The 23,669-nt window shown below is 72.5% G+C and carries 22 protein-coding genes and 1 pseudogene; 13 read left to right on the top strand and 10 right to left on the bottom strand.

All coding sequences use genetic code 11. The features are described from left to right. Window positions 1–27 precede the first annotated feature (27 nt). From WHN02_RS24660 to WHN02_RS24635, 6 genes are all read left to right on the top strand, one after another. The gene (locus tag WHN02_RS24660) at window positions 28–531 is read left to right on the top strand and encodes a pyridoxamine 5'-phosphate oxidase family protein (protein ID WP_434741047.1); all 504 of its coding nucleotides are present in this window, start codon (window positions 28–30) and stop codon (window positions 529–531) included. Between the two features lie 164 nt (window positions 532–695). Next, a complete protein-coding gene (locus WHN02_RS24655) occupies window positions 696–1,724 on the top strand; it encodes a 6-phosphofructokinase (RefSeq protein ID WP_434741046.1) in 1,029 nt (342 codons plus the stop codon). Between the two features lie 41 nt (window positions 1,725–1,765). Beyond that, window positions 1,766–2,584, top strand: coding sequence for a pyrroline-5-carboxylate reductase (gene proC / locus WHN02_RS24650; protein ID WP_434741045.1), 819 nt, complete (start codon window positions 1,766–1,768; stop codon window positions 2,582–2,584). A gap of 46 nt (window positions 2,585–2,630) precedes the next feature. Further along, the gene (locus WHN02_RS24645) at window positions 2,631–2,981 is read left to right on the top strand and encodes a DUF2203 domain-containing protein (RefSeq protein ID WP_350896109.1); all 351 of its coding nucleotides are present in this window, start codon (window positions 2,631–2,633) and stop codon (window positions 2,979–2,981) included. Between the two features lie 225 nt (window positions 2,982–3,206). Beyond that, complete coding sequence (locus WHN02_RS24640; RefSeq protein ID WP_434741044.1) at window positions 3,207–3,776, top strand: type IV toxin-antitoxin system AbiEi family antitoxin domain-containing protein; 570 nt, start codon at window positions 3,207–3,209, stop codon at window positions 3,774–3,776. Then, the gene (locus tag WHN02_RS24635) at window positions 3,773–4,750 is read left to right on the top strand and encodes a nucleotidyl transferase AbiEii/AbiGii toxin family protein (RefSeq protein ID WP_434741043.1); all 978 of its coding nucleotides are present in this window, start codon (window positions 3,773–3,775) and stop codon (window positions 4,748–4,750) included. Before WHN02_RS24640 ends, WHN02_RS24635 begins: the two co-directional genes overlap by 4 nt. 18 nt (window positions 4,751–4,768) lie before the next feature. Here the strand turns inward: WHN02_RS24635 and WHN02_RS24630 are convergent, their stop codons facing one another. Next, window positions 4,769–5,788, bottom strand: a complete 1,020-nt coding sequence (locus WHN02_RS24630; protein ID WP_434741042.1) for a DUF4397 domain-containing protein — start codon at window positions 5,786–5,788, stop codon at window positions 4,769–4,771. 352 nt (window positions 5,789–6,140) lie between these two features. Between WHN02_RS24630 and WHN02_RS24625 the strand changes: the two genes are divergently transcribed. Continuing rightward, window positions 6,141–7,745, top strand: coding sequence for a glycosyl hydrolase family 18 protein (locus WHN02_RS24625; protein ID WP_434741041.1), 1,605 nt, complete (start codon window positions 6,141–6,143; stop codon window positions 7,743–7,745). 64 nt (window positions 7,746–7,809) lie between these two features. On the opposite strand, the gene WHN02_RS24620 is transcribed toward WHN02_RS24625, so the two are convergent. After that, on the bottom strand, window positions 7,810–8,715 hold the full coding sequence (locus WHN02_RS24620) for a lytic polysaccharide monooxygenase (protein WP_434741040.1): 906 nt from the start codon (window positions 8,713–8,715) through the stop codon (window positions 7,810–7,812). A gap of 154 nt (window positions 8,716–8,869) precedes the next feature. On the opposite strand from WHN02_RS24620, the gene WHN02_RS24615 reads away from it, so the two are divergent. From WHN02_RS24615 to WHN02_RS24605, 3 genes are all read left to right on the top strand, one after another. After that, entirely contained in the window at window positions 8,870–9,469 is a 600-nt protein-coding gene (locus tag WHN02_RS24615) for a hypothetical protein (RefSeq protein ID WP_434741039.1), read from the top strand. 86 nt (window positions 9,470–9,555) lie between these two features. Next, window positions 9,556–10,959, top strand: a complete 1,404-nt coding sequence (locus WHN02_RS24610) for a class II 3-deoxy-7-phosphoheptulonate synthase (protein WP_434741038.1) — start codon at window positions 9,556–9,558, stop codon at window positions 10,957–10,959. 185 nt (window positions 10,960–11,144) lie between these two features. Next, entirely contained in the window at window positions 11,145–12,119 is a 975-nt protein-coding gene (locus WHN02_RS24605; RefSeq protein WP_434744055.1) for a threonine aldolase family protein, read from the top strand. 40 nt (window positions 12,120–12,159) lie between these two features. Here WHN02_RS24605 and WHN02_RS24600 read toward each other — a convergent pair whose 3' ends face one another. Both WHN02_RS24600 and pknB read right to left on the bottom strand, forming a co-directional pair. Beyond that, a complete protein-coding gene (locus WHN02_RS24600; RefSeq protein WP_434741037.1) occupies window positions 12,160–13,023 on the bottom strand; it encodes a deoxyribonuclease IV in 864 nt (287 codons plus the stop codon). Window position 13,024: 1 nt separating this feature from the next. Beyond that, window positions 13,025–15,001 (bottom strand): Stk1 family PASTA domain-containing Ser/Thr kinase, encoded by a 1,977-nt coding sequence (pknB, locus tag WHN02_RS24595; RefSeq protein WP_434741036.1) that lies wholly within the window; start codon window positions 14,999–15,001, stop codon window positions 13,025–13,027. A gap of 209 nt (window positions 15,002–15,210) precedes the next feature. On the opposite strand from pknB, the gene WHN02_RS24590 reads away from it, so the two are divergent. After that, window positions 15,211–15,600: an Rv2175c family DNA-binding protein gene (locus tag WHN02_RS24590; protein ID WP_434741035.1), complete on the top strand. Its 390-nt coding sequence runs from the start codon at window positions 15,211–15,213 to the stop codon at window positions 15,598–15,600. 97 nt (window positions 15,601–15,697) lie between these two features. Here the strand turns inward: WHN02_RS24590 and WHN02_RS24585 are convergent, their stop codons facing one another. Further along, a complete protein-coding gene (locus WHN02_RS24585) occupies window positions 15,698–16,780 on the bottom strand; it encodes a polyprenyl synthetase family protein (protein ID WP_434741034.1) in 1,083 nt (360 codons plus the stop codon). Between the two features lie 138 nt (window positions 16,781–16,918). Here WHN02_RS24585 and metF point away from each other — a divergent pair, with 138 nt between their 5' ends. Then, on the top strand, window positions 16,919–17,830 hold the full coding sequence (metF, locus tag WHN02_RS24580) for a methylenetetrahydrofolate reductase [NAD(P)H] (RefSeq protein ID WP_434741033.1): 912 nt from the start codon (window positions 16,919–16,921) through the stop codon (window positions 17,828–17,830). A gap of 43 nt (window positions 17,831–17,873) precedes the next feature. Beyond that, complete coding sequence (locus WHN02_RS24575; protein ID WP_434741032.1) at window positions 17,874–18,596, top strand: CDP-alcohol phosphatidyltransferase family protein; 723 nt, start codon at window positions 17,874–17,876, stop codon at window positions 18,594–18,596. Between the two features lie 4 nt (window positions 18,597–18,600). Here WHN02_RS24575 and WHN02_RS24570 read toward each other — a convergent pair whose 3' ends face one another. The 5 genes and pseudogenes from WHN02_RS24570 to WHN02_RS24550 form a co-directional block, all read right to left on the bottom strand. Then, window positions 18,601–20,088: a phytoene desaturase family protein gene (locus WHN02_RS24570; protein ID WP_434741031.1), complete on the bottom strand. Its 1,488-nt coding sequence runs from the start codon at window positions 20,086–20,088 to the stop codon at window positions 18,601–18,603. Window positions 20,089–20,098: 10 nt separating this feature from the next. Then, the gene (locus WHN02_RS24565; RefSeq protein ID WP_434741030.1) at window positions 20,099–21,226 is read right to left on the bottom strand and encodes a glycosyltransferase; all 1,128 of its coding nucleotides are present in this window, start codon (window positions 21,224–21,226) and stop codon (window positions 20,099–20,101) included. Between the two features lie 4 nt (window positions 21,227–21,230). After that, window positions 21,231–22,016, bottom strand: a complete 786-nt coding sequence (locus WHN02_RS24560; protein ID WP_434744054.1) for a carotenoid biosynthesis protein — start codon at window positions 22,014–22,016, stop codon at window positions 21,231–21,233. A 191-nt stretch (window positions 22,017–22,207) separates the two neighbouring features. Next, a pseudogene (locus tag WHN02_RS24555) lies at window positions 22,208–22,768 on the bottom strand (GNAT family N-acetyltransferase); the annotation flags it as partial. Beyond that, the gene (locus WHN02_RS24550; RefSeq protein WP_434741029.1) at window positions 22,765–23,544 is read right to left on the bottom strand and encodes a monooxygenase; all 780 of its coding nucleotides are present in this window, start codon (window positions 23,542–23,544) and stop codon (window positions 22,765–22,767) included. The gene WHN02_RS24550 and the pseudogene WHN02_RS24555, both read right to left, overlap by 4 nt. Window positions 23,545–23,669: the final 125 nt, after the last annotated feature.

Below are 23,669 nucleotides of genomic sequence, written 5' to 3'. Positions count from 1 at the left end.
CGCCGACGACGGAGAAGGGGTCCAGCAATGAGCCAGGAGTCGACAAGCGCCGCCGAGGCTCGCCGCCGAGTCACCGAGATGATCCGGGCGGCGCGGATCTGCATGCTGACCACGACGTCAGTCGATGGTCACCTGGTGAGCAGGCCGATGGGGTTGCAGGAGGCGGAGTTCGACGGGGACCTGTGGTTCTTCACCTCCACCGACTCCGCCAAGGTCCGTCAGCTCCGGGTCAACCCGGAGGTGAACGTGACCTTCGCCGACCAGCAGAACAAGTCCTGGGTCTCGTTGACCGGCACCGCCACCGAGGGGTTCGACAGGGAGCGGGCGGAGTGGCTGTGGAGTCCGCTGCTCAGCGTCTGGTTCCCGGACGGGCTGGACACCCCCGGTCTGACCCTGGTCAAGGTGCACGTCAGTGCCGCGGAGTACTGGGACTCGCCGAGCAGCACCGTGGTCAACCTGCTCGACTTCGCCCGCTCGGCGGTCGCCGGTCGGCCACCGCGCAGCGGTGAGAACGAGTCGGTGCGGTTCTGAGACCTGCTGCCGGTCCCGGGGCGCGCTGTCGGCCGATGGTCAGGGCGACTACAGTTCGAACTGACGGCCCGCCCCGGGCCGGCAACGGCGCCGACGGTCTGACCTGACCCAATATCCTGGGGCAAATCGGGCTTAACCTGATTCCTCAGGAGGATGAGCAGATCATGCGTATCGGCGTGCTCACCGGTGGTGGCGACTGTCCAGGCCTGAACGCGGTCATCCGGGCGGTGGTCCGTAAGGGTGTCGGCACCTACGGTCACGAGTTCGTGGGCTTCCAGGACGGGTGGAAGGGCCCGCTGGAGGGTCACTCCAAGCCCCTGGGTATCGCCGAGGTGCGCGGCATCCTGCCGCGCGGCGGCACCATCCTCGGCTCGTCCCGGACCAACCCGTTCAAGATCGAGAACGGCGTCGAGCGGATCAAGGAGAACCTCGCCGCGCAGGGCGTCGATGCCCTGATCGCGATCGGCGGCGAGGACACCCTCGGTGTCGCCACCAAGCTGCACGAGCTGGGCGTCAACGTCATCGGGGTGCCGAAGACCATCGACAACGACCTCGGTGCCACCGACTACACCTTCGGGTTCGACACCGCTGTCAACATCGCGATGGAGGCCATCGACCGGCTGCACACCACCGCCGAGAGCCACCACCGCACCCTGGTGGTCGAGGTGATGGGCCGGCACGCCGGGTGGATCGCCCTGCACGCCGGTCTGGCCGGTGGCGCGAACGTGATCCTGCTGCCCGAGCGCAAGTTCGACGTGGAGCAGGTGGCGGGCTACGTCAACAAGCGGTTCGACCACCAGTACGCCCCGATCGTGGTGGTCGCCGAGGGCGCCCAGCCGATCGACGGCCAGATGGTCCTGCACAACCAGGAGCTGGACTCCTTCGGTCACGTCCGCCTCGGCGGCATCGGCCAGTGGCTCGCCGAGCAGCTGGAGGCCAAGACCGGCAAGGAGGCCCGGACCGTCGTCCTCGGCCACATCCAGCGCGGTGGCACCCCGACCGCCTTCGACCGGGTGCTCGCCACCCGGCTCGGTCTCCAGGCGATCGACGCCGTGCACGAGGCCGACTGGGGCAAGATGGTCGCGATGCAGAGCACCGACATCGTCCGGGTGCCGCTGGCCGAGGCCACGGCCGAGCTGAAGACGGTTCCCCTGGAGCGGTACGCCGAGGCCGAGGTCTTCTTCGGTAGCTGAGTCGCCGATCAGGTACAGGGCGGACAGGGGGATACGAACCGATGGCGAAATCGGTGCACACCGTCGCGGTGATCGGGGCGGGCAAGATCGGCGAACTGGTCCTCTCCGGGCTGCTCCGCTCGGGTTGGCCGGCCGACCGGCTGCTGGCCACCGCCCGACGACCCGAGCGCGCCGAGGAGCTCGCCTCCCGGTACGGCATCCGGGTGGTCGACAACCACACCGCCGTCGAGACCGCCGAGGTGCTCGCCGTCGCCGTCAAGCCGCAGGACGCCGCCACCCTGCTGGAGGAGATCGGCCCCAAGGTCCCCACCGACAAGCTGGTGATCTCCCTCTGTGCCGGCCTCCCGACCGGCTTCTTCGCCCGTCGGCTCCCCGAGGGCACCCCCGTCGTACGGGTGATGACCAACACTCCGGCCCTGGTGGACGAGGCGATGACCGCCATCTCGGCGGGCGTCCACGCCACCGGTGAGCACCTGGCCCTCGCTGAGGAGATGTTCACCCCGCTGGGCGTGACCATCAGGGTCCCCGAGTCCCAGCAGGACGCGGTGACCGCCCTCTCCGGCTCCGGGCCGGCCTACTTCTACCTGCTGGTCGAGGCGATGGTCGACGCGGGCATCCTGCTCGGGCTGCCCCGGCAGGTGGCACACGAACTGATCGTGCAGACCGCGATCGGCTCGGCGGTGATGCTGCGCGACTCCGGGGAGCACCCGGTGAAGCTGCGCGAGGCGGTCACCTCGCCCGCCGGGACGACCATCTCCGCCGTCCGGGAACTGGAGCGACACGGCGTACGCGCGGCGCTCCTGGCCGCCCTGGAGGCCGCCCGGGACCGGGCCCGGGAGCTGGCTGCCCAGTCCGACTGAGCCGGGGCGGTACCTGCGGCGGTGACCGATACCGCATACTGGCCCGGTGTTCACCCTCGCCCAGGCCCGGTCCCTGGTCTCCACCCTGCGACCCCGGATCGACGAGTTGATCCGGCTCCGGGCCGACCTGACCGAGCTGCGCACCGACCTGGCCGACCACGGCGTCTCCGTGCTCGGCGGGCGTGCCGAGGTCAAGGCCCTGGAGGCGCGGCTGCACGCCGTGCTGGAAGAGCTGAACGGGCACGACATCCAGGTCAAGGGCATCGCCCCGGTCCTGCTCGACTTCCCCGGCGAACGCGACGGCCGAGCGGTGCTCTGGTGCTGGCTGGAGGGTGACTCCGACGTCCGGTGGTACCACCGCGCCGACTGCGGCTTCGCCGGCCGCCGCCCGCTCTGACGTTTCACCGGCCGAGGCGCTGCGGGCGCTCGACAGTGCAGGCCGGCGCAGTGGACGCTGCTCGCCGCCGGGTGCCGACCGGGTGCGGGTCCACCTGCCGGGTCGGATCGTCAGTTTGTCAGATGTCTGAAACGTCAGGAGTTCCCGGAGGAATTCCTGACAGGTTCCTCAGGGGTGTATAGGGTTTCTCTGGTGAGGCGAGGAGGAGAGACCGAGAGGGCGTCCATGCGCTTGTTGCCGGCCACCTTCAGCTACTCGCAGGCTCTGGCCGCCGGACTGACGCGGTGGCGGCTCTACCGGTTGCGAGACCAGGGGCAGATCGAGCCCCTGGGTCGAGGGCTCTACCGGCGCCACGACGCCGAGGCTGCGGACGTCGACCTCGTCGAGCTCGCCCGCCGTGCTCCGCGCTCCACCCTCTGCCTGGCCAGCGCGCTGGCTCGGCATGGTCTCACCGATGAGATCCCCTCCCGTATCGACGTCGCGCTGCCTCGCGGCCGACATCGGCCGGCGACTGCCGTCCCGGTCGCCTGGCACACGTTCGATCCGGGCACCTTCGAGGTCGGCCGCACCGAGTTGCCACTCGATCCGGAGACCTCGATCGGTCTTTACGGCCCCGAGCGCAGCATCATCGATGCCGTTCGCCTCCGGCACCGCGAGGGCTCGGAGCTGGCGTACACGGCTTTGCGTCGGTGGCTGAGACGGAACGGCGCGGCTCCGGCGAAGTTGCTGGCGATGGCTCGATACTTCCCGCAGGCCGAACGCCCCCTCCGAGAGGCTCTGGAGATCCTGCTGTGACCGTGCGCCCGACCCGAGCCACAGTGGCCGGCCGTGCCTACCTCGACCTGCAGAAACTCGCCCGCCGCACCGGCCGGCCCACGGACGAACTGCACCAGGTCTATGCCCTGGAGGGCTTCCTCGCCCGATTGGCCCGATCCCCGTACGCGGACAAGCTCGTCCTCAAAGGTGGCGTGCTGCTGGCCGCCTACGCCGCCCGCCGGCCGACCCGCGATGTGGATCTCCAGGGGCGGTGGATCTCGAACGACGCCGAGCAGGTGCTCGGTATCGTCCGTCGCATCGCCGCCCTGGACCTCGACGACGGCTTGACGCTCGACGCGGCTGACGCAGCGGCGGAAACCATCCGGGACGATGACATCTACGCCGGCGTGCGGGTCAGCCTCAGCGGCCAACTCGCCGCTGCCCGACTGTCCTTCCACGTCGACGTCAACGTCGGCGACCCGATCTGGCCGGAGCCGCAGCCGATCAAGCTGCCGCGCCTGCTCGACGGTGAGATCGCGGTGACGGGCTATCCGCTCTCGATGGTGTACGCCGAGAAGTTGGTGACTGCGTTGCAGCGCGGCGTGGCAAACACCCGTTGGCGCGACTTCGCCGACGTCTACCTGCTGTCGGGCCGACATGACGTCGATGGCGACGAGCTGGCCGCAGCGGTGCAACGGGTGGCCGAATACCGCGAGGTGACGCTCGCGCCGCTGAGCCAGGTCCTCGACGGCTATGCGACGCTCGGCCAGCGGCGCTGGGCCGCCTGGCGGCGCAAGCATCGCCTCGATGATCGATTGCCGCAGAGCCTCGACGAGGTGTTGCAGCGGGTCTTCGCGCTTGCCGACCCCGTGTTGGCAGGTATCCCCGGCGGTCCGGAGGGCCGATCGCGAGCACGCCGTGCGGCACTGGACGAGCTGACAGCTGACGCGGTCGAGATGGGTGTCTACGACGAAGCGATTCGGCGTGGTCGTCAGCCGGCGGACGATCTGTAGGCTCGGTCGGTCGATCGCCTACCGGTGATCCCGGGTGGAGGGTCGGCGGCGGGCTTCGGAGAGCCCTCGCCGTCGCCGAAGGGCCAGCACCCCGACGACCAGCAGGGCAGCGCCCACACCCCCCACCACCCACTGGTACGTCCCGGCGAGCCCTGCCGACCCGTCGGAGCGGTCACCCGCCTCGGCCTGGGGGTCGGCGCTCGGGGTGTGGTCGCCGGCGGCACCGGTTTCGGGGGCCGGTCCGGAGCCGGTGCGGGGACCCCGCAGCCCGAGTCCGCCGGTCTCGGCGTCCACCCCGCCGGTAGCGACGGTCCCGGTGTCCGAGGCGTCCTCGCGGAGTTCGGTGGTCAGTCCGCCCCGCTCGGCGTCGAGGACCAGCAGGGAGTAGACGGCACCGTCGGTGAGGGTGACCCGGGCGTCGGTGCGGGGGCCGTTCGTTCCGCCCAGCCGTAGCCGCCAGGAACCCGGGTCGACCGACCGGTATCCGGTGGTGGTGGCGAACTGGACGCCCTCGGCGATCACCGGTCCGTCGGCGGCGGCGACGTCCAGGACGGGGGCTCGGACGGAGGCCTGGACCACCCGTACCTTCGCCTGTCCGGCGGGTGGGGGGCTGAGGTCGTCGGCGAGGACCCGCAGGCCGAGGTCGGCGTACCGGCCCACCCCGGCGACCGTGTACGCCTTTGCGGCCCGGACCCCCACCTCGGTGGTGAGCACCGGCTTCTCGTCGGCGGGGGCTCCGGCGGCCCGCATCGCCACTGCGTACCGCCCGGGTGGGACGGGCAGGTACGGCGAGACGACTCCGTACCCGACGGCGGGGAAGACCTGCGGCTCGTCGGTGTCGGGCGCGGTGAGGTACACGTCGACGGCGGGGGTGTCGGGGGAGAGGTGGGCCAGTCGGACGTACCCGACGGGCTTCTCCTGCCCGGTCCGCGACGCGGCGGTGGCCGGCGCGACGGGGGTGAGGATGGGCCCCGCCCCGAGCAGCAACGTGGCGACGACGCCGCCGATCCGGCGGGTCGGGGTACGGGGGATACGCATCACGCCTCCGGAGAGCTGTCCAGGGTGCACAGTGGGTAACCAGAGTCCCGTCTGTGGGACTTCGACGCAAGTCGACAGGGAGTCCGACATCCGATCGATCGAGCCGGGGTCGGAGGTCGTCCGGCAGGAGTCGGATTTCCGCTGGTCAGAGTGGATCGGTGCGTGGGTGGGCAGGGAGGGGGAGCGGTGGCGGCGCGAGGCTCCGCCGGGGTTGGCGGTCGGGCCGCTCCCCGCCCGCACCTCCGCGACCTCGGGAGATCGAAGTAGATGCATCTTGACGGAATGGTGAACTGGTGAGTAGCGTCTCACCCTAAATTAGTAAACCTTCCTAACTGTTAGAGGAAGAGGCGTCATGAACAGACCGCTCCGCCGCGCCCTCTGGCTCGGCACCGTGCTGGCGGTGACCGTCGCCCTGATCCCGATGACCTCCGCCTCCGGTGCCGGCTCGGTCACCGCCGCCTTCACCAAGGCACAGGACTGGGGGACCGGTCACGAGACGAAGGTGACCATCACCAACAGCTCGACCAGCACCCTCGCGACCTGGCGCATCGAGTTCCAGCTGCCCGCCGGTACCACGATCGCCAGTTCCTGGGACGCCGACGTGACCGCCAGCGGCAACCGCTACGTGGCGGTCAAGAAGAGCTGGGCCGGCAGTCTCGCCCCCGGTGCCTCGTTCAGCTGGGGTTACAACGGGACCGGGGCCTACCGCGCCCCGGTGACCTGCACCATCAACGGCGCGGCCTGCGGTGGCGGCACCCCGCCGCCCACCACCGCGCCACCGACCACCGCCCCGCCGACCACGCCCCCACCGACGACCCCGCCCCCGACCACCCCGCCGGACCCGAACAAGAAGGTCGTCGGCTACTTCGCGCAGTGGGGCGTCTACGGCCGCAACTACCACGTGAAGAACATCCACACCAGCGGGTCCGCGGGCAAGCTGACCCACATCCTGTACGCCTTCGGCAACACCACCGGGGGTCGGTGCACCATCGGGGACAGCTACGCCGACTACGAGAAGGCGTACACCGCCGCCGACAGTGTCGACGGCGTCGCCGACACCTGGGACCAGCCGCTGCGCGGCAGCTTCAACCAGCTGCGCAAGCTCAAGAAGATGCACCCGCACCTGAAGGTCATCTGGTCCTTCGGTGGTTGGACCTGGTCCGGCGGCTTCACGCAGGCGGCGCAGAACCCGACCGCCTTCGCCGAGAGCTGCTACAACCTGGTCGAGGACCCGCGCTGGGCCGACGTCTTCGACGGCATCGACCTCGACTGGGAGTACCCGAACGCCTGTGGCCTCACCTGTGACGCCAGCGGCCCGGCGGCGTTCAAGAACGTGGTCGGCGCGGTGCGGTCCAAGTTCGGTTCCTCGGCGCTGGTCACCGCCGCCATCACCGCGGACGGCAGCAACGGCGGCAAGATCGACGCCGCCGACTACGCCGGAGCGGCGACCCACCTCAACTGGATCATGCCGATGACGTACGACTACTTCGGCGCGTTCAGCCCGCAGGGACCCACCGCCCCGCACTCCCCGCTGACCTCGTACACCGGTATCCCGCAGCAGGGGTTCTGGTCGGACGCGGCGATCCAGAAGCTCAAGAGCAAGGGCATCCCGGCCAACAAGCTGCTGCTCGGCATCGGCTTCTACGGCCGGGGCTGGACCGGGGTGACCCAGACCGCGCCGGGCGGGACCGCCACCGGGCCGGCACCGGGCACCTACGAGCAGGGCATCGAGGACTACAAGGTACTCAAGAACACCTGCCCGGCCACCGGAACCGTCGGCGGTACGGCGTACGCCAAGTGCGGCAGCAACTGGTGGAGCTACGACACCCCGCAGACCATCGGCGGGAAGATGACGTACGCGAAGAACCAGGGACTCGGCGGAGCCTTCTTCTGGGAGCTCTCCGGGGACACCGGCAACGGTGAACTGATCGGCGCGATCCGCTCCGGTCTGGGCTGATCCGGCCGGCCGCTCGCACCAGGGGCCCCTCGTCGACGGTTTCGCGTCGGCGAGGGGCCCGCTGCTATCCGGCGAGCCAGAGGGCGGGGGTGGTCGGCGGCTCCCACCCGACCAGGGCGGTGTGCGCCTGGCGGCACCGGTACGTCCGGCCGGCGTGGCCGACCTGGTCGCCGACGGCGTACGCGGTCCCCGCCCGCCAGGCCGGAACGCCGGTCGGCGGGGGAGTGGTCGGCGGCGGTGCGGTGGTGGGCGGTGCGGTGGTGGGCGGCGGGGTGGTCGGCGGGGGTGGGGTGGTCGGTGGTGCGGTGGTGGTCGGAGGGGGTGGGGTGGTCGGTGGGGTGCTTCCGAAGGTGACGTCGGAGCAGGTGTAGAAGGCCTCGGGGCTGTCCGAGCGCTGCCAGATCGAGTAGACCAGGTGCCGGCCGGAGCGCTGGGGCACCCGGGCGGTCATCCGGTAGGAGCCGTCGGTGAGCGCGGGGTCGGTGGCGGTGTGGAACACCTCCAGGTCGGCCCAGGTCAGCGGCCGGGTCGGGTCGTACCCGGTCCGGGTCAGGTAGAGCGTGAAGGTGCCTCGGTGCGGGGCCGTGGCGCGGTAGGCGAAGTTCCACGTGCCGCCGGAGGGCAGGGCGGTGGCCGGCCAGTCGGCGCGGGCCAGGTCGAACCCCCGGTACTTGTCGCGGTTGGCGCTGCACAGGCGGCCGTCCGGGATGAGCTGCCGGTGGTTGCCGGCGGCGTTGGCGATGTTCACCTCGTGCCAGTCGTACACCGCCTGGGTGCCGCCGGTGGCCACGGCCGCGCGGCAGGCGGCGGAGTCGGGGGTCTCCGCCCCCTCCAGGAAACAGGTGTACGTCCGGCTGGCCGGCGACTGCATGCTGCCGTGCGCCGTCGCCGAGCCGGTCAGGCCGACGGCCAGCGCGGTGGGGAGGACACCGAGGGTGGTGGCGATCAGGGCCTTGCGACGTCGTCTCATGCCGACCTCCATTGTTAGGAAAGTTAACAAAAAGTGTCCGCCGTCGAGGCGCGCCGATGCAAGTGGGTCGATGTGCCAAACTCGCTGTCACGGAGCGAGTCGGGACGACCCCGTCGCGTCGCTTCGGCCCCAGGCGACACCGACGGGAGGACCGATGCGGGTGGAGACCGGGAGAGCGGCGGCGGCCGTCGCCACGCTCGTGCTGTTGCCCGGCGCGCTCTTCGGGTGCGCCCTCGGCGGGGACGACCCCGACGCCCGGCCGAGCCCCACACCGAGCGAGGACGTCGACGCGAAGTCCCGCGAACGGGTCCAGGCCTACCTCGACGCGATGGTCGCCAAGGACGTCGCAGCCGGGCGCAACCAGCTCTGCACCCCGCTGCACGACACCTTCGACGCGGGCGCCACCGGGCCGAACGGGGACTTCGCCGACCACTTCGAGGTCTCCGACGTCGCCATCACCGACGTCCGACGTGGCCCGCGCGGGCAGCAGGTCGACACCGTACTGACGGTGACGGTGGGCACCAGACAGGTGTCGCGGGCGCTGCAGTTCACCGTCACCCGCAGCGGTGCCGACTGGTGCATCTCCGGTGAGGTGCCGGGCACCCCGAGCCCGCAGGCGTCGGAACCCACGGCGACCGCGAGTCCGCAGGCGTCGGACGCCCCGGCCGCCCCTCCGAAGACCGCCGGCCCGACAGTCGGGACCGCCCCCGACGATCCCGACCTCAACGACGCCCCGGCCCCGCCGCCGAGCTGACCTGCCGGGCTTGTGCGGGTCGTCTCATCTGCCGGAACCGTCCCCCTCGGCGTGGCGATCGGACCCGTTCGCCGTACGCTTTCGACATGCGCCAAGAGTGGCACCAGCTGAGCCATCCCGGGGTGGGCAACCCCGGCCTGCAGACCAGCCGACCGACCGTGGACACCGAGGACGCCGCCCTCGGCCTGGACCGCTGGCGGGACCTGCCCCGGGCACAGACCCCGCCGTGGCCGGACCAGACCCAGGTCGCCGAGGTCTGCCGGGTGCTCGACACCGTGCCCTCGGTCGTCGCCCCGTACGAGGTCGACGAGCTCCGGCAGCGCCTCGCCCTGGTCTGCGAGGGCAAGGCGTTCCTGCTCCAGGGCGGTGACTGCGCCGAGACCTTCGCCGACAACACGGAGAGCCACCTGCTGGCCAACTCCCGCACCCTGCTCCAGATGGCGATCGTCCTCACCTACGGCGCGTCCCTGCCGGTGGTCAAGGTCGCCCGGGTCGCCGGGCAGTACACCAAGCCCCGCTCGCTGCCGACCGACGCCCGAGGGCTCCCCGCGTACCGCGGGGACATGATCAACTCGTTGGAGGCGACCCCGGAGGCCCGGGTCGCCGACCCCCAGCGCATGATCCGGGCGTACGCGAACTCCGCCGCCGCGATGAACATGCTCCGGGCGTACCTCGCCGGAGGGCTGGCCGACCTGCACGCCGTGCACGACTGGAACAAGGGCTTCGTGCGCAACTCCCCGGCCGGAGAGCGGTACGAGGCGATCGCCCGGGAGATCGACCGGGCGATGGCCTTCATCAGGGCCTGCGGGATGACGAACGACGAAGCCCTACGGCGGGTCACCCTCTACTGCTCCCACGAGGCCCTCGCCCTGGAGTACGACCGGGCCCTCACCCGGGTCTCCGACAACCGGGCGTACGGCCTGTCCGGGCACTTCCTCTGGATCGGCGAGCGGACCCGGCAGATCGACGGCGCGCACATCGACTTCATCTCCCGGATCGCCAACCCGATCGGGGTCAAGATCGGTCCGGGGACCAAGCCCGACGAGGCGATCGAGCTGTGCGAGAAGCTCAACCCGGACAACATCCCCGGTCGCCTCACGCTGATCAGCCGGATGGGCAACCACAAGGTGCGCGACGTCCTGCCGGCGATCGTCGCCAAGGTCCACGCGTCCGGTGCCAAGGTGGTCTGGCAGTGCGACCCGATGCACGGCAACACCCACGAGTCGTCGAACGGCTACAAGACCCGGCACTTCGACCGGATCGTCGACGAGGTGCTCGGCTACTTCGAGGTGCACCGGGGCCTGGAGACCCACCCCGGCGGCCTGCACGTCGAGCTGACCGGTGAGGACGTCACCGAGTGCCTCGGCGGCGCGCAGAACATCGCCGACCTCGACCTGCCCGGCCGGTACGAGACCGCCTGCGACCCCCGCCTGAACACCCAGCAGTCGCTGGAACTGGCCTTCCTCGTCGCGGAGATGCTCCGTGGGTGACGCGAGGAGTGAGCTTGCGAGCCCCGCAGTCGGTGCCCGGAGGGGTTGGCACTGTGGGTGACGCGAGGAGTGAGCTTGCGAGCCCCGCAGTCGGTGCCCGGAAAGGCCGGCACTGTGGGTGACGGAAGGATGAGTTTGTGACTGTCGATCTGCGTTCGGACACGGTGACCCGGCCGACCCCGGGGATGCGGGCGGCGATGGCCGGGGCTGACGTCGGCGACGACGTGTACGGCGAGGACCCGACCGTCAACGCGCTGGAGGCCCAGGTCGCGGCCATGTTCGGGCACGAGGCGGCGATGTTCGCCCCGTCCGGGTCGATGGCGAACCAGATCGCCCTGCAACTGCTGGTGTCGCCCGGCGAGGAGCTGCTCTGCGACGCCGACGCGCACGTGGTGACGTACGAGATGGGGGCCGCCGCCGCGTACGGGGGGATCTCCTCCCGGACCTGGTCACCGGCGGGGGCGGACATCGACCCGGTGACGGTGACCGCCATGATCCGCCCGGCGGGCTACCACGCGGTGCCGACCCGGGCGATCGCCGTCGAGCAGACCCACAACCGGAGTGGCGGCGGGGTGATCCCGCTGGACACCCTGCGGGAGCTGCGTCGGGCCGCCGACGACTCCGGGGTCGCCCTGCACTGTGACGGGGCCCGGATCTGGCACGCGCACGTCGCCGACGGCGTCGGCCTGCGGGAGTACGGCCTGATCTTCGACACCCTGTCGGTGTGCCTGTCGAAGGGGCTCGGGGCGCCGATCGGGTCGGTGGTGGTCGGCAGCGCCGAGAGGATCGAGCGGGCCCGGGTGATCCGTAAGCGGATGGGGGGCGGCATGCGTCAGGCAGGTGTGCTCGCCGCCGCCGGCCGGTACGCCCTGGACCACCACGTCGACCGCCTCGCCGAGGACCACGTACGGGCGGCCCGGCTCGCCGAGGCGGTCGCCCCGTTCGGGGTGCTCGCCGCCCCGGTCCGCACCAACCTCGTACCGCTGGACCTGTCCAAGTCGACGCTCGACGCGCCCGCCGTGGGGGCTGCGGCCCGCGCCGAGGGGGTGCTGATCTCGGTCCTCGGGCCGAGCGTCGCCCGTCTCGTCACCCACCTGGACCTCGACGACGCGGGCGTGGAGCACGCGGTCGAGGTGTTGACCCGCATCCTGCGGGGCTGATCCGTCCGGTCCCCGGCGGGATGGGTGTCGCCCCGCCGGGTCAGGGCCGCAGGCGCTTGAGCACCGCGATGTCGGCGGCGTGTCCCTCGTTCCGGTCGCCGCTGGGCGTCTCGACCAGGACCGGCACCCCGGCGGTGGCGGGGTGGGTCATCAGTTCGGCGAAGGCCGGCTCCCCGATGGAGCCCTTGCCGATCGACTCGTGGCGGTCCCGGGTGGAGCCGCAGAGGTCCTTCGAGTCGTTGGCGTGCACCAGGCGCAGCCGTTCGGCCCCGACCGTGGCCACCAACGTGTCCAGGGTCCGGGTCATACCGCCCTCGGCGGCCAGGTCGTGGCCCGCCGCCCAGGCGTGACAGGTGTCGAAGCAGACCCCCATCCAGGGGTGTCGGTCCACAGCGTCCAGGTACGGCCCGAGGTGTTCCACCCGGGAGGCGAGCGACCGCCCGCCGCCCGCGCTCGGCTCGACCAGGAGCCGGGGACCCCCGGTGGCCATCGCCTCGTCCAGCAGCGGCAGGAGCGCGGCCCGGACCTGCAGCATCGCCGCCTCGGCGTGCGAGGCGTCGACGGCGCTGCCGGCGTGGAAGACCACCCCGGCGGCCCCGATCGCGGCTCCCCGACGCAGCCCGTGCGCCAGGGCCTCGGTCGACCTGCGGACCGTCTCGGGGGTGGGGGAGCCGAGGTTCACCAGCAGGCTGGCGTGGATGAACACCGGCAGGCCCCGCTCGGCGCAGCCGGCCCGGAACAGCGCGTCCTGCCGGGGGTCGCCGGGCGGCAGCGCCCAACCCCGGGAGTTGGCCACGTAGACCTGGATCACCTCGGAGTCGATCTCGGCCGCGTACGGCAGCGCCGCCTTGGCCAGGCCACCGGAGGTCGGGGTGTGCGAGCCGACCGGTCTGTGCTCGGACATGTCAGAAGCATCCGATGGTGATCTGGGTGCCCGAGGGCACCTGCGAGTTCTCGCCCGGGTTCTGGAACCGGACCGTGCCGTTCGGGTTGAACTGCACCGCCACCGGGAAGCCCTGACCCTCCAACTGCTGCTTGGCCTCCTGGCAGGGCAGGTCGACCACCCTCGGCACCGCCACCTGCGGTGGCCCCTTGCTGACCTTGAGCTTGACCTTGGCGTCCTTCTCGACCCCGGCCCCGTTCTTCGGGTCCTGGTCGAGGACCTCGTCGCGCGGCTTGTCGGAGTCCGTGTACTCCTCGGTCACTTCGAGGCCGAGGCCGGACAGGGTCGACCGGGCCTCGTTGAGGTTCTTGCCGACCAGGTTCGGCACCGTGATCGGTGCCCGACCCTTGCTGAGGATCACGGTGATCTTCGTGTCCGGTCGGACCTCCTCACCGGCCTTGGGGTCGGTCGCCACGACCACCCCCTCCGGCAGGCTGTCGTCGTACCGGGCTTTGCCCTTCTCGATCACCAGCCGGGCGTTGAGCAGGTCCGTCTCGGCCAGGTCGAAGTCCTTGCCGACCACGTCGGGGACGGGGAAGCTCTCCGGACCGAGGGAGAGGGTGAGGGTGATCCGGCCGCCCTTGAGGACCCGTCCCGCCGAGGCGGGCTCCTGTCGGACCACCCCGTCGCGGGGTACCTCGGGGTGGAACTGCGGATCGTCGTAGACGACGGTGAAGCCGCCCCGCGCGGCCTGCGCCTCCGCCTCCGCCTTGGTCAGCGCGACGAGCTCGGGGGCGACGGTGTAGCGGCCCACCCCGAACCACCAGCCGCCGACGGCGGCCACCAGTCCCAGGACCACGATGACGGCGGCGATGCCCAGCCGGCCCTGCGAGCCGGCGGCGATCTTGGCCCGGACGGCCTGCCACTTCTCACCGAGGCCGCCGGACGGGGCGGCCCGGCGTCGGTGCGGGCGGCTCTCCTGCTCCGGGAGCCGGGCCCAGGTGGGTCGCTGCGTCGGTTGCAGCGCCGCCACCGCCATTGTCGGCTCGGCCATCGGCGGGACGTCGGTGATCCGCCGGATGACAGCCGTCTGGGTGTTCGGGTCGCCCAGGTCCTCCCGGGCCGTCTGCACCTCGGACAGGAGCGCGCCGGCGTCGGTGGGCCGGGCACCGGGCTCCCGCCGGGTGGCCCGTGCCACGAGGTCGTCGACAGCCCGGGGGAGGGCCGGCACCAGTGTCGACGGGGCGGGTACGTCCCGGTCGACGTGCTGCCAGGCGACGTCGACGGGTCGGTTGCCCTCGTACGGCACCCGGCCGGTGACCATCTCGAACAGCACGATCCCGGCGGAGTAGACGTCGCTGCGGGCGTCCGCCCGGCCCTCGGTGACCAGCTCCGGTGCGACGTACGCGACGGTGGCCATCAACTGGTTGCCGCTGGCCTCGTCCGCGCTGGCCTCGACGGCCCGGGCCAGCCCGAAGTCGGCGACCTTCACCACCCCGTCGACCAGGTTGGCGACGCCCCCGGTCGGGGCCTCGGCGACGAGCACGTTCTCCGGTTTGACGTCCCGGTGCACGAGTCCCGCCCGGTGTGCGGCGGTGAGCGCGGCGAGCATCTGCTCGGTGATCGCCAGCGCCTCGTCCGGGTTCAACCGGCGGCGCTCGGCGAGGACCTCACGCAGCGTCCGACCCCTGACGTACTCCATGACCAGGTATGGCAGGCCGTTGTGGATGCCCTGGTCGTAGACGGCGACCACGTTGGGGTGGGTCAGCCGGGCGATCGTCTTCGCCTCGTCGGTGAACCGCCGGACGAATCCGGGACCCCGGTCGCGGGCGTCGGGCGCCTGGGTCGGGTGAATGATCTTGACGGCCACCGTGCGCTCGAGGCGCTCGTCGGTGGCGGTGTAGACGGTCGCCATGCCACCACGGGCCACGCGACTGCGAATGCGGTAGCGCCCGTCGAGCAGCGAGCCCAGGAGTGTGTCGGCGACCTGTGTGTCCATCGGCGAGAAGTGTAAGTCTCCGTAAGGGGAAGGTGGTACAGGATGCTACGCCCCGGGGGCGACATCCGGGGTCCCGACGCGTCCGGGCAGGTCACAGTCGGTACGACAGGTGCGTTCCCGGCGCCGGACGGCCCAGGCCCGACGGCGGCGTGCGGGCTCGTCCGGGGTGCCGATGGCGGCCGGACGGCGGCGCGTGGCAGGGTGATCGGGTGAGTGAACCAGTACCCGCCGACGCCGCCCCGGCCGACTCCGACCTTCCCGGCCCCGCCGACCCCGCCGCGTGGCTGACGCTGCCCGACGTCGCCGAGCGGCTCGACCTGTCGATCAGCAAGGTCCACCAGCTGATCCGGGATCGTGAGCTGCTGGCCTTCCGCCGCGACGGGGTCCGCCGGGTCCCCGCCGACCTGGTCGCCAACCCGACGGTGCGCAAGCACCTGCCCGGGGTGATCCACCTGCTCACCGACGCGGGCTACGACGACGAGGCGATGCTGCGCTGGCTCTACGAGGCCGACGACACCCTCTCCGGCACCCCGGCCGCCGCGCTCGGCGGCCACCAGGCGAGGGAGGTCAAGCGCCGCGCCCAGGCGCTCGGCTTCTGACGACCGGCGGGACCCGGGCCGCCCGTCACCCGCACGTCGACCCCGCCTGCGGCGTGCCTCGGCCGGGTCGGCGTCGGCCGGGCTGTCGCGTACCGGCTCAGTCCGCCCGGCGGGTGGCGGCGATGGCCAGGTCGACCAGGGCCTGGCGGGCCTCGGTGCCGAGGTCGACGGCGGCCAGGGCGGCGAGCGCGGCGTCGGTCAGGGTGACGATCCGCTGCTCGGTGCGCTCCAACGCCCCGCTGGCCACGATCAGCTCCCGCAGCCGGGCCACCCCCGCCTCGCCCAGCGCCGGGTCGCCGAGCCGACCGAGCAGCACCTCCCGGTCGGCGGCGTCGAGCGCCTCGGCCGCCGCCGCGATCAGGTAGGTCCGCTTGCCCTCGCGCAGGTCGTCGCCGGCGGGCTTGCCGGTCTGCGCCGGGTCGCCGAACACCCCCAGGACGTCGTCGCGCAGCTGGAAGGCCTCACCCAACGGCAGCCCGTACGCCGAGTAGGCGGTCCGGACGTCCTCCGGGGCGTCGGCGAGCGCCGCCCCCAGCAGCAGAGGGCGCTCCACCGTGTACTTGGCCGACTTGTACCTGGCGACCTTGCCGGCGCGCTCCAGCGAGGTGTCCCCGGTGGCCTGGGTCAGCACGTCGAGGTACTGCCCGACCGTGACCTCGGTCCGCATCAGGTCGAAGACCGGTCGGGCCCGGGCGGTGGTCTGCGGGGGCAGCCCGGACGAGTGCAGCAACTCGTCCGACCAGACCAGGCAGAGGTCGCCGAGGAGGAGAGCCGCCGCCTCGCCGAAGCCGTCCGGGTTTCCGCCCCAGCCGGAGTCGCGGTGTCGGGTGGCGAACCGCCGGTGCACCGACGGCACCCCCCGCCGGGTCTCCGACCGGTCCATCAGGTCGTCGTGGATCAGCGCGCTGGCCTGGACGAACTCCAGTGCGGCGAGGGCGGTCACCACCTGGTCGGAGTCGGTGCCGCCGGCACCTCGGTAGCCCCAGTAGGCGAAGGCCGGCCGGAGCCGTTTGCCGCCGCCCAGCACGAACGCCTCGATCGCCTCGGCCACCGGGTCGAGGGCGGCGTCGACCCCGGCCATCCAGACCCGCTGGTTGGTCAGGAACTCCGTCAGGGCCTTGTCGATGCGGTGGCGGAGGTCAGCGCGGTCGACGGGGGAAACAGGAGCAGCGTGGGTCACACCCCCGACGCTATCGGGTCCCGGTCGGTCCTGGCGCGTCACCACCCGTGCGACGCGCGGCTCGACCGGCACGGCCGTCGACGGCGGCGGGCGTGGGACGGTCCTGGCGTCGATGGGGATTACGGCTAGAGTCGAGACGTGGCACTCGGTCTTCCCTCGGTCCTTCCCCCGCAACCGGCGATCGGGGAGCTGGTCCGTGCCGGCCAGACCTTCTCGTTCGAGTTCTTCCCACCCAAGACGGAGCAGGGCGAGAAACTACTCTGGCAGGCGATCCGGGAGCTGGAGTCGCTGCGTCCGTCGTTCGTGTCGATCACCTACGGCGCGGGCGGCACGACCCGGGACACCACCGTCGCGGTCACCGAGCGGGTGGCCACCGAGACGACCCTGCTCCCGATGGCCCACCTGACCGCCGTCAACCACTCCGTCGCCGAGCTGCGCAACGTCGTGGGCCGGCTCGCCGGGGTGGGGGTGCGCAACGTCCTCGCGGTCCGGGGCGACCCGCCAGGCGACCCGACCGGGGACTGGGTACGCCACCCCGAGGGGGTGCTCTACGCCGAGGACCTGGTCCGCCTGGTCCGCGAGTCGGGCGACTTCAGCGTCGGGGTGGCCGCCTTCCCCTACAAACACCCCCGGTCGGCGGACGTGGACAGCGACACCGAGCACTTCATCCGCAAGTGTCGGGCCGGTGCCGACTTCGCGGTCACCCAGATGTTCTTCGACGCCGACGACTACCTGCGTCTGCGGGACCGGGTCGCGGCGGCGGGCTGCGACACGCCGATCCTGGCCGGGGTGATGCCGGTCACCCAGATCCGCACCATCGAGCGTTCCGTGCAGTTGTCCGGTGCCCCCTTCCCGACGGCCCTCGCCGAGCAGTTCGACCGGATCCGCGACGACCCGGAGGCGGTCCGGCGGCTCGGCATCGAGCAGGCCAGCGAGATGTGTCGACGACTGCTGGACGAAGAGGTGCCCGGGATCCACTTCATCACCCTCAACCGTTCCACCGCCACCCGGGAGGTCTGGCAGAACCTCCAGGTGGGCAGCCGAGTCTGAGGCTCCGGCCACGCCACCTTCGCCACGCTGCCATAGTTGATCAGTGGTGGGCACCCAGCTGAGTTGGCACGAGTACGCGACCGAGTGGGCGCGGCTGCACGGCGGTTTCGACCCCCGGACGGCGGCGCCGGTGGTCCGTGGCTGGCTGCGCCTGGCCTACCACATCGGGTACGTGTTGGGTCGGCTACGGGTGACCCCCACCGCTGTCACGGCGGCCGGGGTGCTGCTCTGCTTCTGCGTACCGCTGCTCGTGGGACGCCCGGGAGACGGACCGTTCCTCGGCGCGTTCTTCGTGCTCCTCGCCTCGGTGGCCGACAGCGTCGACGGCGCGGTGGCGGTGACGACCCGACGGACCAGCCGGCTCGGATACGTCTACGACTCGGTCGCCGACCGGCTGGGTGAGGTCGCCTGGCTGCTCGCGTTCTGGCTGCTCGGCGCCCCGGGAGCGCTGGTGGTCGCCGGGGGTGCGCTCTCCTGGCTGCACGAGTACGTCCGGGCCCGCGCCGTCTCGGCCGGGATGCGGGAGATCGGCGCGGTGACGGTCGGAGAGCGGCCCACCCGGGTCTGCGTGGCCCTGGTGGGGCTGCTGGTGACCGGGCTGGCCGGGACGATCCAGGCCGATCTGACAGCCGGTACCGCCACCATGGCCGGCGCGGTCTGGGTCCTGCTGGCCGGGTTCGGGTTCGGGCAGCTGCTCTCCGCCGTCCGTCGAGTCCTGCTCGACGCCGACTCCACGCCCCCCGCTCCCGCCCCCACCGGGAAGTGACGCCCTACACCGCCGGGCCGATCTCGGCGGCGACGATCTGCGCGGAGAGGGTGACCATCGGCAGCCCGCCACCCGGGTGGCTGGAGCCGCCGACCAGCCAGAGCCCGTGCACCGGCCCCCGGTTCGCCGGGCGGAGCAGCCCGCCTGCCGTACCGTAGATCGTCCCGCCCGGTGCGCCGGTCCCGGCGGCCAGGTCGGCGGGGGTGCGGATCTCCCGGAACACCACCCGGTCCCGCACGTCGGTACCCCGCTCGGCGAGCACGTCGAGGACCCGGTCCGCGTACGCCTGCGCCAACCCCGGCCGACGCCAGTCCACAGCGCCCGTGGCCGTGCCGTGGCGGGCCGCGTTGACCAGGACGAACCACGCCTCGTGCCCGTCGGGTCGAACCGTCGGGTCGTCGGCCACGGTGACGAAGACTGTCGGGTCGGCGGCCGGTCGGGCCGGTGTCCCGCGCCCCGGGTCACCGAAGACCGCGTCGAACTCGGCGTCGTAGCGGGTGGGGAAGAAGACGTTGTGGTGGGCCAGCCCGGAGTCGCCGCGCACCCCGAGCAGGAGCACGAACCCGGCGAGGCTGCGGTCGGTGAGTCCGGCCAGCCGACGCGGGTCGGGCAGCAGGTCCCGGTAGACGGTGAGGGCGTCGACGTTGGCCACCACCACGTCGGCCGGCAGGGGCGCGGTGACCCCCGCCAGGCGTACCCCGTGGACCCGTCCACCGGCGGCGTCGATCCGGGTGACGGTGGTGCCGGTCTGCACCACCACGCCCAGGTCCAGACAGCGCGACAGCAGCGCGTCGGCGAGGGTGCCCAGCCCACCGCGCAGGTACCACCCACCGAAGGCCAGCTCGGCGTAGGGGACCGCGAGCAGCGCGGCGGGAGCCCGACGCGGGTCGGCGCCGGTGTAGGTGGCGTACCGGTCCAGCATCATCCGCAGCCGGGGTTCGCGCAGGTGCCGTCGGCCCAGCCCGCGCAGGGTCCGACCCGGGGCGATCGCGGCCAGGTCGCCCAGGCGCCACGCCAACCCGGCCAGGTCCCGGGGGGAGTCGACGCGCCGCCGCAGGATGTCCCGCCAGGAGGCGTCCCAGATCCGTGCGGAGCGCTGCCAGAGTCGCTGCCAGTCGGCGACCGCCCGATCCCCGAACGCGACCCCGATCCGCTCGGCGAAGACCTCCGGGTCGGCACAGGAGTCCAGGGTGGGTCCGCTGTCGGCGAAGACGTGCCGCACGATCGGGTCCAGCCCGACCAGGTCGAGGTACTCGTCGAGTTTCGCCCCGGTCGCCTCGAACAGGTCGTGGAAGACCTGGGGGAGGGTCAACAGGCTCGGCCCGGTGTCGAAGTGGAACGACCCGGCCGGGGTGTCGTGGACGTACCGGCCGAGTTTGCCGCCGACCGTCTCGGCCTGTTCGCAGACGGTGACCTCGTGTCCGGCGGCGGCGAGCCGGGCTGCGGTGGCCAGCCCACCCACACCGGCACCGACGACCACGATCCGCGCCATGCCGCGCCTCCTAGGTGACCGGGCGGCCCCGCCAGGACAGCTGCCGCCGCTTCCGCAGATGGTACGACCGGACGAGAAGCAAGCCGAGGACCACGACGGACACCGGGTGTGCCAACGGGTCGGGCCACCACCGTCCACCCGTCGACCGGGCACTGATCATCCGCCCGGCCACCCCGAACAGGTAGCCCGCCCAGGCGGTCACCGCCACCGTCGGCGCACCGGCCAGCACTGCCCCGACCGCCACCACCGGGGGCAGCGTGTAGAGGGCGAGGAGACCGACCAGCACCGCCGCCGCCGCGCCCGGGTGCCCGAAGACGGCCCAGAGCGACTTGCTGTACCCGTCCCGCAGCTGCGCCCAGTTCTCGTACATTCGGCAGGTGGCCAGCCGGGAACCGTCGGCCAGGGCGATCCGTCCGCCGGCGCGCTTGACCGCCCGGGCCAGTTCGACGTCCTCCAGGATCTGGTGCCGGACCGCCGCGTGACCCCCGGCCGCTGTGTAACCGGCCCGGTCCACCACCAGGAACTGGCCGCCCGCCGCTGCCAGCGACGGCCGGGCCGACCGTTCCATCGCGCGCAGCGGCAGGAAGGTCAGCCACAACCACTGCAACAACGGCTGGACCAGCCGCTCGGCCACCGACTCGACCACGATCCGGGGGTACGGCGTCAGCAGGGTGGCCCCGGCCGCGCGCAGCTCACCGACCGCCGCCGCGACCGCGTCCGGGGCGAGCACCACGTCGGCGTCGACGAAGACCAGCACCCCGGCGGTCGGGTCGGCGGAGACCGCCAGTTGGTGACAGGCGTGCGGCTTGCCCAGCCATCCGGGGGGCGGGGCGGCCCCGGTGAGCACCGTGACCCGGGGGTCCCCGCCGGCCACCCGCCGGACCACCTCGGCGGTGCCGTCGGTGGAGCCGTCGTCGAGCACCACGATCCGCAGGTCGGGTACGCCCTGCTGGGCCAGCAACGCCTGGAGACAGGGGGTCACCCGGGTGGCCTCGTCGCGCAGCGGCAGCAGCACCGCCACCGCCTCGGTGGTCCCGCCCGGCGCGGCGGTCGGCCGGCGCAGCCACCGGGTGGCGTTCACCCACGTGTGTGCGGTGAGCGCCGCGACGCCGAGGACCAGGGAGATCAGGACGACCACGGCGTCACCTCGGTGCGCGCCGCGCCCGGGCGAGCAGCACCGTGAGCGGAAGCGCTGTCACCGCCATGCCGACCCCGCCCCAGACCGCCGAGGCGGGCAGGTCGAGGAAGACCGCGTGGGCCAGCACGCTGGAGAAGTACGTCCACAGGTAGAGCGCGTACATCGGGTGGTCCGCCGGTCCGGTCCGGTCGACGTCCGGCCCGGCCAGCGGGCGCAGCGCGGTCATCATCGCGACGGCGAAGAGGAGCCAGCCCAGATAGTTGCTGATCGGGATGCCGGGCAGGCCGGGCAGGGCGGGCGTGGGGTCCAGCCACCGCCAGTGCCCCTCGGCGACCATCTGCGGGTCGAGGAAGAGGTCCCAGGTGGCCAGGCCGACGGTGGCCAGTGCGATCCGGGCCAGCCGCCGTGGCCCGCCCGGGGCGAGACGCCCGGTCAGCCGGACCGCTGCCAACCAGGCCGGCCAGGCCATCCAGGTCCAGGCCAGCGGAATGATCAACGGCACCCCGGCCAGTTTCGGGCCGAGCTGTCCGGAGTAGTCGTAGGTGCCGAAGGGGAAACCGGTGGCCACCCCCAGCGCCTCGATGGCGAACCCGCCGCCGGTGGCCACCGCCACCAGCGCCACGGCCGTCCGGGGACCCCTGGTGAGCAGGGCGTGGGCGACCGAGAGCAGGTAGCCCAACAGCACCGTGGCGACGGTCAGCCGGGCCCGGGTGGTGCCGTCGGTCAGCGGGTAGCAGATCTGGGCCAGGATCAGGGTCCCCAGCAGGAGCCAGGGCAGGTGCCGGCGAATCACGGCGTGACGCTCGGTCCGCGCCCTACGCCGCCGGTCCGGGACTCGGCGGGGGTGGACTCGGCGGGGACGGACCCGGCCACGGCGGCGTCGACCGCAGCGGAGCCGACTGCAGCGGAGCCGACTGCAGCGGAGCCGACCGCAGCAGCGTCGACCGCAGCGGCGTCGGTCGGAGCGACCGCAGCGGCGTCGGCCGGAGCGGACCCCGTCGGGGCGGGCAGCGGCAGGTCCCGGCCGAGCACCCCGAAGGGGCGTTCGTCACCGGGGAACCGGAAGTCGCGCAGGACGTCGGCGAAGCCGAACCGCCGGTACAGTCGCCACGCCCGGGAGCGTTGTTCGTCGGCCTCCGGGGTGGAGAGCAGAGTGGTGCTCCCCGAGGCCAGGGTCAACAGGGCACGCAGCTGCCGGGCCCCCACCCCGTGCCCCTGCGCCGGTGGTCGTACGTGCAGCTCCACCACCTCGAAGCAGTCGGTCAGCCACCGCTGCCGGGCCTCCGGTTCCAGGGCCCGGTGCACCTGGTCGTGCCACCACTGACCGGCGGTGCCCTGGTAGCCGTACCCGAAACCGGCCAGGTGCCCCTCGCGGCTGAGGGTCGCGACGGCGCGGAAGCCGGGCCGCCGGACGTGGGTGGCGATGTAGCCGCGCCGGACCTCCAACAGGTCGGCGCGGTAGTTCATCGCCTCACCGTAGACGGCGACCACGTCGTCCAGCCGTCGGACGAGATCGTCCGGTGTCCACCGCACCAACCTCACGCCTGCCCGCCCTTCGTCTCCTCCACGTCGCCCCCGGCGACCCAACCGAGCACGGTCCGGTCCCCGACGACGTCGCGTATCGCGAACCGCGCGAAGAGCTCCTCGGCGTACCACCCGGCGCTCTCCGTCCGCGTGATCGCGGCGCGATGCTCGGGCTGACGGTACGCGAACCGGACCAGGTCCGCCGGATCGCGCCACACGGTGACGGTGCCCTGCCAACCCACCGGGGCCTCGCCCACCCCGAAGCGTGCGAGCAGGCCCGGGGCGGCGTGCAGGGCGGCGGCCACCGGGGGGACCGCCCGCCAGAAGGTGACCGCCCGGCTCGGTCGGAGTCGGGCCCGGGTGAGGGCCAGGACCGGACCCTCCGACCGACCGCCGGGCGGGTCACCGAACGGACGTCGGCCGGACCACTCGCCGCGACTGGTGAGCGGGCGCAGGTCCACCCGGACCGCCGAGGTGGCGATCCGGGCCCAGGCCAGCCCGACCGGGGAGGTGTCGAACCCGGCGGCGGCGCCGGGGGAGTCCCAGACGGTCAGGGCCGCCCACCGGGTCGGATCGGCGTCGCCGGGTCCGAACCCGGTCCCGGTCCCGGTGCCGAGCAACTTGCCGAACCGTACGCCGTCGACGGCCCGCAACCGGCGCGGGTCCACCGCCATCCGGACCAACGCCCGGGGCAACGCCTTCCGGGGAACCCGCCAGACGTGCAGGGTGACCAGCTCCGCAGGACCCTCCCCGGTGGCCGGGTCCGGTGGGCTGTGCGCGGTGTCGGGGTTCACGCCGTCTCGACGGCGGTGCCGCTCGGGTGTTCCTGCATGACGCCATTCTTCCCGGTGACCCTCGGGTGTTCCCCGCCGGGCGGAACGGGACCGGCGGATCAGGCGCGGTGCGGCGTCTCGCGCGT

Source organism: Micromonospora sp. SH-82, assembly GCF_051132485.1.
In the GTDB taxonomy this organism is placed as follows: Bacteria; Actinomycetota; Actinomycetes; order Mycobacteriales; family Micromonosporaceae; genus Micromonospora.
Note: the sequence above shows the minus strand (reverse complement) of the source record. Positions and strands in the feature narration are given on the sequence as shown.

Bases quoted from the DNA above. Each gene is read 5' to 3' on its own strand.
- WHN02_RS24660 (WP_434741047.1), top strand. From the start codon at position 28: ATGAGCCAGGAGTCGACAAGCGCCGCCGAGGCTCGCCGCCGAGTCACC.
- WHN02_RS24655 (WP_434741046.1), top strand. From the start codon at position 696: ATGCGTATCGGCGTGCTCACCGGTGGTGGCGACTGTCCAGGCCTGAAC.
- proC (WP_434741045.1), top strand. From the start codon at position 1,766: ATGGCGAAATCGGTGCACACCGTCGCGGTGATCGGGGCGGGCAAGATC.
- WHN02_RS24640 (WP_434741044.1), top strand. From the start codon at position 3,207: ATGCGCTTGTTGCCGGCCACCTTCAGCTACTCGCAGGCTCTGGCCGCC.
- WHN02_RS24630 (WP_434741042.1), bottom strand. From the start codon at position 5,788: ATGCGTATCCCCCGTACCCCGACCCGCCGGATCGGCGGCGTCGTCGCC.
- WHN02_RS24625 (WP_434741041.1), top strand. From the start codon at position 6,141: ATGAACAGACCGCTCCGCCGCGCCCTCTGGCTCGGCACCGTGCTGGCG.
- WHN02_RS24620 (WP_434741040.1), bottom strand. From the start codon at position 8,715: ATGAGACGACGTCGCAAGGCCCTGATCGCCACCACCCTCGGTGTCCTC.
- WHN02_RS24615 (WP_434741039.1), top strand. From the start codon at position 8,870: ATGCGGGTGGAGACCGGGAGAGCGGCGGCGGCCGTCGCCACGCTCGTG.
- WHN02_RS24610 (WP_434741038.1), top strand. From the start codon at position 9,556: ATGCGCCAAGAGTGGCACCAGCTGAGCCATCCCGGGGTGGGCAACCCC.
- WHN02_RS24605 (WP_434744055.1), top strand. From the start codon at position 11,145: ATGCGGGCGGCGATGGCCGGGGCTGACGTCGGCGACGACGTGTACGGC.
- WHN02_RS24600 (WP_434741037.1), bottom strand. From the start codon at position 13,023: ATGTCCGAGCACAGACCGGTCGGCTCGCACACCCCGACCTCCGGTGGC.
- pknB (WP_434741036.1), bottom strand. From the start codon at position 15,001: ATGGACACACAGGTCGCCGACACACTCCTGGGCTCGCTGCTCGACGGG.
- WHN02_RS24570 (WP_434741031.1), bottom strand. From the start codon at position 20,088: ATGGCGCGGATCGTGGTCGTCGGTGCCGGTGTGGGTGGGCTGGCCACC.